At 69.6% G+C, this 12,851-nt stretch carries 13 protein-coding genes; 9 read left to right on the forward strand and 4 right to left on the reverse strand.

The genetic code is table 11. From position 1 onward, the window contains the following. Window positions 1-201 precede the first annotated feature (201 nt). The 6 genes from zwf (at window position 202) to AC5WJ1_RS22250 (ending at window position 6,124) form a co-directional block, all read left to right on the forward strand. On the forward strand, window positions 202-1,659 hold the full coding sequence (zwf, locus tag AC5WJ1_RS22225) for a glucose-6-phosphate dehydrogenase (RefSeq protein ID WP_133095575.1): 1,458 nt from the start codon (window positions 202-204) through the stop codon (window positions 1,657-1,659). Window positions 1,660-1,674: 15 nt separating this feature from the next. Then, entirely contained in the window at window positions 1,675-2,355 is a 681-nt protein-coding gene (pgl, locus tag AC5WJ1_RS22230; protein ID WP_195430375.1) for a 6-phosphogluconolactonase, read from the forward strand. 30 nt (window positions 2,356-2,385) lie between these two features. Next, entirely contained in the window at window positions 2,386-3,423 is a 1,038-nt protein-coding gene (gene glk, locus AC5WJ1_RS22235; protein WP_195430372.1) for a glucokinase, read from the forward strand. A gap of 2 nt (window positions 3,424-3,425) precedes the next feature. Further along, window positions 3,426-4,121, forward strand: coding sequence for a response regulator (locus AC5WJ1_RS22240; RefSeq protein WP_195430368.1), 696 nt, complete (start codon window positions 3,426-3,428; stop codon window positions 4,119-4,121). Beyond that, a complete protein-coding gene (locus tag AC5WJ1_RS22245; RefSeq protein WP_494476960.1) occupies window positions 4,121-5,455 on the forward strand; it encodes a sensor histidine kinase in 1,335 nt (444 codons plus the stop codon). Before AC5WJ1_RS22240 ends, AC5WJ1_RS22245 begins: the two co-directional genes overlap by 1 nt. Before the next feature lie 213 nt (window positions 5,456-5,668). Beyond that, a complete protein-coding gene (locus AC5WJ1_RS22250) occupies window positions 5,669-6,124 on the forward strand; it encodes a YccF domain-containing protein (RefSeq protein ID WP_133095580.1) in 456 nt (151 codons plus the stop codon). A gap of 22 nt (window positions 6,125-6,146) precedes the next feature. On the opposite strand, the gene AC5WJ1_RS22255 is transcribed toward AC5WJ1_RS22250, so the two are convergent. Genes AC5WJ1_RS22255 through AC5WJ1_RS22265 form a run of 3 tightly spaced genes read right to left on the reverse strand, consistent with a single transcriptional unit; the run spans window position 6,147 to window position 8,517 of the window. Further along, window positions 6,147-6,614 (reverse strand): MarR family winged helix-turn-helix transcriptional regulator, encoded by a 468-nt coding sequence (locus tag AC5WJ1_RS22255; protein WP_135703344.1) that lies wholly within the window; start codon window positions 6,612-6,614, stop codon window positions 6,147-6,149. Window positions 6,615-6,647: 33 nt separating this feature from the next. After that, complete coding sequence (locus tag AC5WJ1_RS22260; protein ID WP_135703343.1) at window positions 6,648-6,827, reverse strand: hypothetical protein; 180 nt, start codon at window positions 6,825-6,827, stop codon at window positions 6,648-6,650. Continuing rightward, window positions 6,817-8,517: an FAD-dependent oxidoreductase gene (locus AC5WJ1_RS22265; protein WP_135703342.1), complete on the reverse strand. Its 1,701-nt coding sequence runs from the start codon at window positions 8,515-8,517 to the stop codon at window positions 6,817-6,819. Before AC5WJ1_RS22265 ends, AC5WJ1_RS22260 begins: the two co-directional genes overlap by 11 nt. Window positions 8,518-8,709: 192 nt before the next feature. Between AC5WJ1_RS22265 and AC5WJ1_RS22270 the strand changes: the two genes are divergently transcribed. From AC5WJ1_RS22270 to AC5WJ1_RS22280, 3 genes are all read left to right on the forward strand, one after another. Then, window positions 8,710-10,506: an OPT/YSL family transporter gene (locus tag AC5WJ1_RS22270; protein ID WP_135703341.1), complete on the forward strand. Its 1,797-nt coding sequence runs from the start codon at window positions 8,710-8,712 to the stop codon at window positions 10,504-10,506. A 119-nt stretch (window positions 10,507-10,625) separates the two neighbouring features. Further along, window positions 10,626-11,783: an acyl-CoA dehydrogenase family protein gene (locus tag AC5WJ1_RS22275; RefSeq protein ID WP_133095585.1), complete on the forward strand. Its 1,158-nt coding sequence runs from the start codon at window positions 10,626-10,628 to the stop codon at window positions 11,781-11,783. Between the two features lie 32 nt (window positions 11,784-11,815). After that, complete coding sequence (locus AC5WJ1_RS22280; RefSeq protein ID WP_135703340.1) at window positions 11,816-12,379, forward strand: hypothetical protein; 564 nt, start codon at window positions 11,816-11,818, stop codon at window positions 12,377-12,379. 79 nt (window positions 12,380-12,458) lie between these two features. Here AC5WJ1_RS22280 and AC5WJ1_RS22285 read toward each other — a convergent pair whose 3' ends face one another. Further along, on the reverse strand, window positions 12,459-12,848 hold the full coding sequence (locus AC5WJ1_RS22285) for a PHA-granule associated protein 4 (protein ID WP_135703339.1): 390 nt from the start codon (window positions 12,846-12,848) through the stop codon (window positions 12,459-12,461). Window positions 12,849-12,851 lie beyond the last annotated feature (3 nt).

The raw sequence follows: 12,851 nt of genomic DNA on the forward strand, positions 1-12,851 counted from the left end.
GGGAGCTTTCAGCCTAGCGCACTTTGCCGGGCGCTGCACGCCGGAGGCCCGCCCGCGGCCCGGGCGCGCCACGCAGAAATGGGTACGCTTGCCTCGCCAAGCCGTAGCGACTCACGTAAACTTGCCGCAACACGGCCCGCCAGCGCGCGATGGCCGCCACAACTCGAATCCTCCCGAATCCTCAAGGAGCACAGGGTGAGCATGCCTGATTTCGACATGGTGCTGTTCGGCGGCACCGGCGACCTGGCGCGGCGCAAGCTGCTGCCTTCCCTGTTCGACGCGCACCACGCCGGCCTGCTGCATCCGGCTGCGCGTATCCTCGCCACCGGCAGCCAGCCGTTGTCGACCGGCGACTACCTCGCGTCGCTGGAGCAGACCGTGCGGCCCGCATTGGCCCATGCGCCGCCGGAGTCATGGGAGAAGTTCTGCGCGCGCATCACCTACGTGCAGGCCGACGCACGCGTGCCCGCGCATTTCGATGCGCTTGCCGACAAGGTGCTGTCGCGCAGGCCGGAAGTGGTGGTGTGCTATCTCGCCACCGCGCCGCACCTGTTCGTGTCGATCTGCGAGCAGCTCGCCCGCACCGGGCTCAATACGCGCACGGCGCCAAACGTACGCATCGTGCTGGAAAAACCGCTGGGCCATGACCTCGACTCGAACGAGGCGATCAATTCGGCGGTAGCCAACTACTTCGCCGAAGAGCAGATCTACCGTATCGACCATTACCTCGGCAAGGAGTCGGTGCAGAACCTGATGGCGATCCGCTTTGGCAATGCCCTGTTCGAGCCGCTGTGGCGGCGCGAGTGGGTCCGGGACGTGCAGATCACCATCGCCGAAGAGCTCGGCGTGGAAACGCGCGGCGATTTCTACGACCAGACCGGCGCGCTGCGCGACATGGTGCAGAACCACCTGCTGCAGCTGCTGTGCATGGTGGCGATGGAGCCGCCCGCCAGCCTATCGGAGGACGCCATCCGCGACGAGAAGATCAAGATCCTGAAGGCGCTCAAGCCGATCACGCCGCAGGACGTCGCCGAGAAAACCGTGCGCGGCCAGTACCGCGCCGGCGCCATCGGCGGCAAGCCGGTGCCGGGCTACACCGATGAGGCCGGCATCGCCGCGGACAGCCGCACCGAGACCTTTGTCGCGATCAAGGCGGAGATCGCCAACTGGCGCTGGGAAGGCGTGCCGTTCTACCTGCGCACCGGCAAGCGCATGCAGGCACGCGTGGCCGAGATCGTGATCCACTTCCGCGACGTGCCGCACGCGATCTTTCCGCGCCCGCTGACGCTGTCGCCGCAGAACCGGCTGGTGATCCAGCTGCAACCCGAAGAAAGCATCCGGCTGTATTGCCTGGTCAAGCAGCCCGGCGACACGCTCGAGCTGACGCCGACCTCGCTCGACCTCGACTTCGCCAACTCGTTCAAGGTGCGCCGCGCCGGCGCCTACGAGCGGCTGCTGCTGGACGTGATCCGCGGCCGGCTGGGTCTGTTCGTGCGCCGCGACGAGCAGGTGCAGGCGTGGCGCTGGGTCGAGCCCATCATCGATACATGGGAAGCCAGCACGGTACCGCCCAAGCCCTACACCGCCGGCACCTGGGGCCCGGCCGCGTCGTCGGCGCTGATGTCGCGCGACGGCGGCTTGTGGCACGAAGAAGCCTGAACCAGAGGGAACCATATGCGCCTGTTTGAACATCCCACCCCGATGGACCAGGCCGAGGCCCTGGCCATCTCGATCAGCAATGCGCTCGAACTCGCCATCCGCGTCAACGGCTGGGCGGTGCTGGCGGTGTCCGGCGGACGCTCGCCGGTGCCGATGTTCGAGCGGCTGCGCTACCGTCCGCTGCGCTGGGAAGCGGTGACGGTGACGCTGGTCGACGAACGCGTGGTGCCGCCCGACCACCCCGACAGCAATGCCGCGCTGGTGCGCGCGCACCTGCTGCGCGAGGCCGCGGGCAGCGCCGCCTTTATCCCGCTGGTAGCCGATGCGCAGGACGTGGCCGACCCAACCGCGGCGGTGGCGCGCGCGAATCGCGCGTTCCGCCAGCCTGACGTGGTGGTGCTCGGCATGGGCGAGGATGGGCATACCGCGTCGCTGTTCCCGGACGCGCCCGAACTCCAGGACGCGCTGAGCGATCCGCAGCCGGCCTACCTGCTGACGCATCCGGGCACCGCGCCGCATGCGCGGATCACGCTGAACCTGGCCGCGCTGCTGGCGGCCGAACGCGCCTTCCTGTCCGTCACTGGCGAAGCCAAGGCAAAGGTGCTCGAACGCGTGCTGCAGGGGCCGACGCCGGCGCTGCCGGTGAGCCTGGTGGCGTCGCGCCACCGGCATGGATTCGATGTGTTCAAGGCCTGAATTCTGACTGAAGGGGACGTGACCGACGCCATGGCTGACACCGCCTCCACTCCCGCGACCGCCCGCGCCAGCGCCAGCGCCACCTTCCCGCGCCTGCTCGGCGATGTCGGCGGCACCAACGTGCGCTTCGCGATCGAGTCCGCGCCGATGCAGATCGGGCCGGTGACCGCGCTCAAGGTCGCCGACTTTCCCTCGCTCGAAGCCGCAATGCGCCAGTTCCTGGATGGCCTGGCGGCCACCAGGCAGCGCTTGCCGCGCCATGCGGCGGTCGGGCTGGCCAATCCGGTCACCGGCGATCAGGTCAAGCTGACCAACCACAACTGGTCGTTCTCGATCGAGGGCATGCGCCGCGCGCTCGGCCTGCAGACTCTGGTGGCGCTGAACGACTTCACCGCGCTGGCGCTGGCCTTGCCGCACCTGCCGGCGGACGGCCTGGCGCGGGTGCGCAGCGGCACCGTGGTGCCGGCCGCGCCGCTGGCGCTGGTGGGGCCGGGCACTGGGCTGGGCGTGTCGGGGCTGGTCCCCGCTCCGGGCGGGCAGATGGTGGCGCTGGCCGGCGAGGGTGGCCATATGGAACTGATGCCGGCCACCGACGATGAATGGGTGGCGTGGCGCGCGGTGCATCGCCAGCTCGGCCGGGTGTCCGCGGAACGGCTTTTATCGGGTGCCGGGCTGTCGCAGATCCATGCCGCGCTGGCCGCAGAAACGGGTACGCTTTTGCTCGCGCCGCTGCAGCCGGAGCAGGTCACCGACGGCGCGTTCCAGCGCAACGACCCGCTATGCCAGCGCACCATGACGGTGTTCTTCGGGCTGCTGGGCTCGGTCGTGGCGGATATCGCGCTGGTGCTGGGCGCCCGCGGCGGCGTCTATCTGGGCGGCGGCATCCTGCCGCGCTTCGTGCCGGCGCTGCAGGCCTCCACCTTCGCCGAGCGCTTTGTCGCCAAGGGCCGCATGCGCGGCTGGCTCGAAGACGTGCCGGTCCATGTCGTCACCGCGCGCCACCCCGCGCTGCCGGGGTTGGCGCGCGCGCTGGCCGAGCGCCTGGACCGCGAAGCGGGGAACGCCTAGCCATGCGCGTGCTGCTGGTGGAAGACGACGCCATGATCGGCGACAGCGTCAGGCAGGCGCTGCGGCAGGAGGGCTTCACCGTCGACTGGGTACGCGACGGCGACGCCGGCCTGGCCGCGGCCACGTCGTCGCAGGACGGCGAGGCCTGCTACGACATGGTGCTGCTCGACCTCGGCCTGCCGCGCCGCTCGGGGCTGGACGTGCTGCGCACGCTGCGCACGCGCGGCGTGCCAACGCCGGTGCTGATCCTCACCGCGCGCGATGCGGTCGCCGACCGCGTCGCCGGCCTCAATGCCGGCGCCGACGACTACCTGGTCAAGCCTTTCGACCTGCAGGAACTGGCCGCGCGCATGCACGCGCTCGCGCGCCGCGCCGCGGGACGGGCCGAGCCGCTGGTGACCTATGGCGAGATCGTGCTCAACCCGTCCACGCGCGAGGTCACGCAACGCGGCGAGCCGGTGCGGCTGTCGGCGCGCGAGTTCGCGCTGCTGTCGGCGCTGATGTCGCGGCCGGGCAAGGTCTGGTCGGTGCCGCAGCTGCAGGAGCGCCTGTACGGCTGGGACGACGAGGTCGGCAGCAATACCGTCGAGGTCTATATCCACGCGCTGCGCAAGAAATTCGGCACCGCGCTGATCCGCAATATCCGCGGCGTGGGCTACGTGGTGCCGCGCCTGGACGGCGAGGGAGAGCCCGGCTGATGCGCTCCATCCAGCGAACGCTGCTGTGGTGGCTGGCAGCGGGACTGCTCGCCGGCATTGCCATCGCCACCGCGCTGATTTACGGCCAGGCGCGCCAGGAAGCGAACGCGCTGTTCGACTACCAGATGAAGCAGATGGCCGCGGCGCTGCCGAGCCAGTTTGCCAACCCCGTGGTGCCGCCCTTCATCGGCTCGCCCGACGACCTGTCGCATGCCGACGAGGATGTCGTCATCCATATCTGGGACGGCTCCGGGCGCAGCCTGTACCTGTCGCACTCGCACCCGGCGCTGCCCGCGCGCGCCGAGCTGGGCTTCTCCAATGTGACCACGCAGCAGGGCGAATGGCGGCTGTACAGCATGCAGCTCGGGCCCACCGTGGTGCAGATCGCGCAGCCGATGAGCGCGCGCCGCACGCTGGCCGCGCGCATGGCGCTGCGTACCGTGGCGCCGCTGCTGTTGCTGCTGCCGCTGCTGGGCTGGCTGGTGTGGATGGCGGTGGGGCGCGGGCTGCGGCCGCTGCGCGAGATTGCTGCCGAAGTGCGCGCGCGCGACGCCACCACGCTCGCGCCGCTGGCGCTGCGGCAGATGCCGGACGAGATCGCGCCGCTCAGCGCCGCGCTGAACCAGCTGCTGGCGCGGCTCTCGCACGCCATCGACACGCAGCGCGCCTTCGTGGCCGACGCCGCGCACGCGCTGCGCACGCCGTTGGCCGCGCTGCAGCTGCAGGCCCAGCTGGTCGAGCGTGCCGACAGCGGCGCTGCGCGCGACGAGGCGCTCGCAAAGCTGCGCCAGGGGCTGGAGCGGCTGACCCATCTCGTCACGCAGCTGCTCACTCTGGCGCGGCAGGAGCCCGGCGCTGCCACGCCGCCGCACGAGCCGGTCGCGCTGCGCGCGCTGGCCACCGGCGTGGTGGCGGAGCTGGCCCAGGCTGCGCTGGATCGCGATATCGACCTGGGCGTGGATGGCGATGCCGACGCCGACGCGGCGCCTGCCATTGTGCATGGCGATGCCGATGCCTTGCGCATCCTGCTGACCAACCTGCTGGACAACGCGCTGGCCTATATCCCGGCCGGCAGCCGCGTCGACGTGCAGGTCGCGCGCGGCAGCGACGGGCGTTCGGTCGAGCTGGTGGTCAGCGACAACGGCCCCGGCATTCCGGCCGGGGAGCACGAACGCGTGTTCGACCGCTTCTACCGCGTGCCGGAGGCGCCGACCGGCGGCAGCGGGCTGGGCCTGGCGATCGTGGCGGAGATCGCGCAGTCGCACGGGGCGCGCGTGGCGCTGGAAGACGCGCGGCCGGGGCTGCGTGTCAGGGTTGTATTTCCAGCGGCCTGAGCCCCGGCCAAAGTCACGCAGAAATGGGTACGCTTTGCAGGTGCGACGCAATGCCATGCGGCGCGCCGCTGCAGGTTTGCGATCGCAATTCAGCCCCGCGAGCCATGCACAGGAGTCATTGCCAGTGGCCAGAAACGGGCACGCAGAAACGGGTACGCTCCCTCGCCGCGCGTATCATCGAAGTCCTCTCCTGCTCACATACAAAAGGCTCGCATGCGCGCAATCGGCAACTTCCTCTGGTTCATCCTCGGCGGCGTGGTGATGGGCCTGGCCTGGTGGCTGGCCGGGCTGCTCTGTTTTATCTCGATCGTCGGCATCCCGTGGGGCAAGGCCTGCTTCGTGATCGGCGGCTTCACCTTCTTCCCGTTCGGCAAGCAGGCCATCAGCCGGCGCGAGCTGACCGGGCGCGACGATGTCGGCACCGGCGCGCTGGGGCTGGTGGGCAATGTGCTGTGGTTTGTGTTTGCCGGCGTGTGGCTGGCGATCGGCCACGTGATGGCGGCGGTCGCCAACTTCGTCACCATCATCGGCATCCCGTTCGCGATCCAGCACCTGAAGCTGGCCGGCATCGCGCTGGCGCCGATCGGCCAGACCGTGGTCACCAACGAAGTAGCCGACGCCGCGCGCCGCGACGGTGCGCGCGCGCACGTGGACGGCTTGCGTCGCTAGGCGTCGTCGCTGGTCTTTGCGGCTAGTCCTCGTCGCTGTCCGCCGCGCCGTCCTGCCGGGCAGCGTGCGCGACCAGCCGGTCGAGCAGGCTGCCCAGCAGCGCCTGCTCATCCTCGCTCAGGCAGCCGAAGATCTCGTCATTGCGCCGCGCAATCATGGCGATCGCCTGCCGGTACAGCGGCTTGCCCTGCGCGGTTAGCGACAGCACCACGCCACGGCCATCGGCGGCGCTGGTTTCCTTGCTGACCAGCCCCCGTTCCACCAGCGCTTGCGCAGAGCGGCTCGCCTGGCCCTTGGTCAGGTTGGCGCGGTGCGCCAGCGCGTTGACCGACAGCGGCGCGAACGCGCCGATCGCGGCCAGGCAACGGCCTTCGCTCAGCAGCAGGCCGCACTGCTCCAGGTAGGCGGCGGCGCTGTCCTTGTCGCTGAGCTTGTTGACCTGGTGCAGGCGGTAGGTCAGGAACTGGTCCAGGCGTGGCAGTGGTTTCATGGCGATGTCCGGTCGGCGTCGGCATTGTAGTGCCTACGCCTGGCTGCGTGCCTCCGCCTCGTCGATCAATGCCAGCACCGGTGCCAGCGAATCCTGCCGGCTCATCAGCCCCAGGCACATCATCGCCAGCAGCAGCGGAGATCGTGCTTCGCCAACGCGGCCCAAGGCCTCGCACAGGCGGGTATAGGCGAGGTCGAGGTCATCAGCTTGCATGGCGGGCTCCGGCGGGTTGGGATTGCGGGGTTTGCATCAGGGGGGCGAGGGTTGCGCCGACCTCGTCCCATGCGGGCGCGCGCCAGCGCGACAGCACGTACCCGTCGGGGCGGATCGCGTAGAGCGTACCCGGCCGGGCACCGTAACGCGCCTGCGCCTGGCCGGCGACATCGGCAAGTGCGCCCTGCGCGGGGCCGGCGTTACCGTTGACGATCACGCGGGCCTGCAGTGTATGCGGATAGGCCTGCACCAGCGCGGCCAGCGGGGCAGGCAGCGTTGGCGAATCACCGAAGTACAGCAGCGTGAAGCGCTGCCCGAAGCATTGCGTCAGGTGGCCGATGCCTTCCGCGCTGGCGACGCGCGCCTCCGGAGCGGGCAACCCGGGCGCGGCGCCGGGGCAGTCGGCGCCGAAGTCGCTGGCGCCGTTCAGCGGCGAACCGGCATAGGCGATCGGTGCCGACTGGCGCGGGTTGATCAGCGACCGCACCGGGCTGCCGCCCTGCGCCAGCCGCAGCGTGGCCTCGCGCATCAGGCGGAAGGCAAAGTCGGGGGGCGCCATGAATTCGGTGCTCTTGGCGCCGTAGGCGATGTTCTGCCGGGTGGCGTGGACGCGTTCGGCCGAATAGGAGTCGAGCAGGCTGTCCGCGGCCTGGCCGCGCACGACCGCTGCCAGCTTCCACGCCAGGTTGCCGGCATCATCCAGCCCGGAGTTGAGCCCGCGCACGCCGAAGATCGGCACCAGGTGCGCGGCGTCGCCGGCGAACAGCACGCGGCCGTGGCGATAGTCCTGCAGCGTCAGGCACTTGGCGTTGTAGATCGAGATCCACAGCGGCTGCCAGGGCTCGGTCTCGCCGATCATGTCGAGGTGGCTCTGCACGCGCAGCAGCACGTTCTCCGGCTTGACCGCTTCCTCGGCATCCTCGTCGTCGCGGATCTGGTAGTCGATGCGCCAGACATCGTCGGGCTGGCGGTGCATCAGGATGGTCGAGCCCGGATTCGACGGCGGGTCGAACCAGGCCAGCCGCTCCACCTCGCGCCGGGTCTTCTGCACGATGTCGACAATGACATAGCGGCCTTCGTACTGGGTGCCTTCCATGCGCAGGCCCAGTTGCTCGCGCACCGTGCTGCGCCCGCCGTCGCAGGCGACCAGCCATTGCGCGTCGACCTGCACCACGCCGTCGGCGCTCTCGATTTCCGCGACCACGCCGCCGTCATGCGGACGCACCGTGCGCACGCGCGCGCCGAAGCGCACCTCGGCCGGCGTGGCGCCCCGCAGCGCGGCCTCGTGCGCGAATGCTTCGAGGTAGTACTGCTGGATATTGACCATCGGCGCAAAGCGCTCGTCCGGCTCGCTCGGCATGCGGAAATGCAGCACCTCGGCGTCGCGGTAGTAGCTGCGGCCGCCTACCCAGGGCAGGCCGGTTTCGACCGTTTGCTGGTCGGCGCCGACCCAGCCCAGGATCTCGAGCGAGCGGCGCGACATGCAGATGGCGCGGCTGCCGGCGCAGTAGCCGTCGTCGGCCTCCACTACCAGCGAGGCGACGCCGTAGCGCGCCAGCAGTGCCGCCAGCGCCAGCCCGACCGGGCCGCCGCCGGCGATCAGCACGGGTACGTGTCGGGGCCAGGGGCGCGGCGTCGCGGGAGGCGGTACCGGTGGCACGGCCGCGCGTGGTGCGGTGGAGTCGGTCATGGCTGGTCTCGTTTGATGTAATTGGTTTCGTACGCAACTATATCCCAGATGGTTGCGCACGAAACCAGTGTTTACCCGGCTGGCTCGGCGGCGCCGCCCTGTAAAGAGAGACAAGTCGCACATCGCCTACCCGGTACCGTGGCCTATGCTTCGCAGAACGCACCCCGCTACTGCTGCCTGCGAACCTTCGCCATGCCAACCCTGCCCACCGACGCCGTGCACCGCGCCAGCTGGCTGCCCGCTGCCGGCAGCTGGCGCTACCACGCGCTGCTGGGCGCGGCCGGCATGCTGGTGCTCGGTCCACTTGGCGGCATTGCCGCCGCCTACATGAATTTCTCGCTGGGCTTCTTTGTCGGTGGCCAGGTGCTGGCCGGCATACTCGGCTCGGTGGTGACGGCCAGCTACGGCGCCCCGGGCCGGCATGGCGCCAACTACATCCAGACCGCGGCGGCATCGGTGGCTGGCATGGGCGGCATGGCGGTGGTGCTGCAGGCGATGACCTGGCTCGGCCTGGCACAGCCGCCGCTGTGGCAGCTGGTGCTCTACATGCTGTGCATCGGCATGTACGGCGTGGGCATCGGCATGCTGTACACGCCGTTGCTGGTGGACCGGATGCAGCTGACGTTCCCGTCGGGACTGGCGGTTGCCAATATCCTGCGCGCGCTGACCGACCCGGTGCTGCTGCGGCGCTCGGTGGCGCGGCTGGGCGGCGGCATGGCGCTGGGGCTGGCCAGCGGCCTGGGCGCGGCGCGCGTGTCGTGGCTGGCGGCGCTGGACCTGTCGGCGGCGACATTCGGCGCGGGCATGATCGTCGGGGCGCGCATCGGCATTGCCGCGCTGGTGGGCGGCCTTGCCGGCTGGGCGCTGACGCCGTGGTTCGTGTCGGTGGGATGGCTCGCGCCTGGCGAACCATATCGCAAGGCCACCTTCCTGGTGGCGCTGGGGATGATCATGGGGGCGGCCGCGCTCGATGTCGCGCTGCTGCTGGCGCAGGCGTGGCGGCAGTGGCGTAGCCGGGCCCCGCGAAAGGCGCAGGCGCGGCGTGGACCCGGCATGGCCTGGGTGGCCGCGTGGGCGCTGCTGTGGGGCACCGCCACGGTCGCGGCGGGCGTCGCGTGGTTCGGCCAGCCGCCGGTCTTCCAGCTGATGGCGGTGCTGCTGGTGCTGGTGTTCGCGCTGGTCAACGGCATCTCGGTCGGCATGGTCGACCAGAACCCGATCTCGTCCGCCTTCGTGCTGACGGTGATCCTGATGGCCGCGGCCGGCTTGCGCGCGCCGCATGTCGGCCTGATCGCGGCGACGGTGCTGCTGGTGGCGACCGCCGAAGCCAGCGACATGCAGCAGGACCGCTCCACCGGCTGGCGCCTGGGCAGCGACCGCATGGTGCAGTTCGGCTACCAGGTTGCCGGCATCGTGGTAGGCGCGCTTGTGGCCGTGGCGATGGCGCGGCTGTTCATGCAGGCGTATCCGGTGCTGGCGCTGGACCAGACACAACTGCCGGCGGACCAGCAGCCGGCGCGCTGGGCCTCGGCCATGACCTACAAGATCGTCGGCGTGCTGCACGGGCTGGCGCAGCCGCGCGCCGCCCAGCATGCCGCGGTCGCGCTCGGGCTGGCCCTGGGGCTGGCTACGGCGGTGCTGCGCAAGGTCATCCTGGGCGGCCCGGCGTGGCAGCGCTTCGCGCAGTCTGGCCGGCGGGGCAGGGTGGCGGACTTTTTGCTGGATGCGGTGCTGTTGCCGTCACCCTATGCATCGTCCTTCGGCGGCTTCGTCAACCTGGCGGCGGCCGGCTGGATGGCCGCGGGCGGCGTGGCGGCAAGCGTCGGCGGCGCTTTGGCCGGGCGCAGGCCTGGGGCGAGGCGTGAGCGGCAGGCGCTGCCCGAGGACATGAGCACCGCATCGCTGCTGGGTGGCGGCCTGATCGCCGGCGACGCGCTGGCGGCACTGGCCCTCGGCCTGGCCGGGCTGCTCGCAGTGACGTGGAACTGACACAGGCGGATTGTCAAATTTTGTTGACGCTTCTGTCCAATCTCCAGTGGATTGTCAAATCGCGCCGCCGGCGTACCATGTCGGCCAGACCGACGTATTGCCTGACCCGGAGAATCCTCATGGCCCTTGACCAAGAATCCTTTGCCCTGCTGCGCGCCTCGGTGCAGCGCTTCATCGACGAACGCCTGAAGCCCGCCGAGGACACGCTGGAAGAGACCGACGACGTCCCCGCCGATATCGTCGCGGACATGAAGGAGATGGGCCTGTTCGGCATCTCCATTCCCGAAAACTACGGCGGCATCGGCCTGTCGATGTCGCAGGAATGCGATGTGGTGTATGACCTCGGCCACACCGCGTTTGCCTTCCGCTCGGTGTTCGGCACCAACGTCGGCATCGGCTCGCAGGGCATCCTGATGGATGGCACCGAGGAGCAGAAGCAGTCTTACCTGCCGCGTATCGCCAGCGGCGACCTGATCATCTCGTTTGCGCTGACCGAACCGAATGCCGGCTCCGACGCAGCCTCGCTGCAGACCAGGGCGGAGCTTGACGGCGACCACTACGTCATCAACGGCACCAAGCGCTTTATCACCAACGCACCGCGCGCCGGCGCCTTCACGCTGATGGCGCGCACCGGCGGTGCGGGTGCCTCGGGCATTTCGTCCTTCATCGTGCCGGCCGACACCCCGGGCATCTCGCTGGGCAAGCCGGACAAGAAGATGGGCCAGCGCGGCACAAAGACCTGCGACGTGGTGCTGGAGAACGTGCGCGTGCCCGCCGCCAACATCATCGGCGGCGTGCCGGGCGTGGGCTTCAAGACCGCCATGAAGGTGCTCGACCGCGGCCGCCTGCATATCTCGGCACTGGCCTGCGGCATGGCGCATCGCCTGATCACCGACGCGGTGGCATATGCCAAGGAGCGCAAGCAGTTCGGCAAGCCCATCGGCGACTTCCAGCTGATCCAGGCGATGCTGGCCGACAGCCAGGCCGAGCTCTACGCCGGCCTGTCGATGGTGCGTGACTGCGCGCAGCGCTACGACGCCAAGCCCGCCGGCAAGAGCGATCCGGAAGTCAGCATGCTGGCCTCCTGCACCAAGATGTTCTGTACCGAGATGGTGGGCCGCGTGGCCGACCGCGCGGTGCAGATCCACGGCGGCGCCGGCTATATCGCCGAGTACAAGGCTGAGCGCTTCTACCGCGACGTGCGCCTGCTGCGCCTGTATGAAGGCACCACGCAGATCCAGCAGCTGATCATCGCCAAGCAGCTGCTGCGCGACTGACCATGCAAACGCCCGGCGCGGCAGGAGTCGACATGGACGATTGGCAGGATCGCGGGCCGGCAGGCCATGACGTTGACACGCCGCACCGCCTGCGCGCGGTGGTGGCGTCCTATCGCACTGCGCTACAGGCGTACACGCTGGCGGTATCGCCCGCGGAGCTGATGGCGCTGGGCGCGGTGCCGGCCAATATGGCGCAGGACAGCGACCCGCGCGCGCACGCGCACCTGGCGCGCTTGCGCGGCAAGGTGCAGGCCAGCGGCATTGCGCTGCCCGGCGCGATCGTGCTGGCGGTAAGCGGCGGCAGCCTGCATTGCGAATGCGATCACCTGTACACGCTGCAGCTGCAGCCATGCCGCGGCGACCGCCTGATCGTGATGGAAGGCTACGAGCGCCTGCTGGCGCTGGCGCATGGCGAACGCCGCCAATGCAAGACGCTGGTGTCGGCAGTCATGTGGCGCACGGCGCTGGACAGCGCCGCGCAGGTGTCGCCGGCCGATGCCGGCGAGCTTGCCGATGATGCGGCCGAGTCAATCGCCGCTGCCGCCACGCAATCGTGCGCGGCGCGATGGGCCAACGCGACGCGGGTCTGGCACTGATCGCGCCGCGTGCAATATAGAAGGTCGAAGGCCGCCGGCATGGCGGCCTTTGCTTTTGGTTGCAGCGCTTATTGCTCGCTTATTGCTCGCTTTTTGGCTGCGGCCACACTCCATCGACATCGCGCAGCAGGTGGCCCGCGAGAATATAGTCCCCGAGCCGCGTGGCCTTGGCCTCGAGGTCGAGCAGTTCATGGTCCGCCAGCGTGCCGAGATCGAACTGGCAATAGAGATTGCGTTGGCGGAACGTGCCCTTGGGTTTGGCAAGCCCTTCGATCAGGGCTTCGCGGGAGCGGACGGCGATGCTTTCCTGTCCGCGATACTGCACCTTGATACCGCGCTTTTCTCCGAGCCTGCCGAGTTCGACCGCATCCTGCCAGCCTGTCTCGTAGTCCAGCTCCAGCGCCAGCACGTTTTCCGAGGCCAGAAGCCGGAGCGCTTCTGCCTTGCTGCCAGCTCGCACGATTGACATCCA

It is taken from the genome of Cupriavidus sp. MEYA8 (assembly GCF_059278825.1).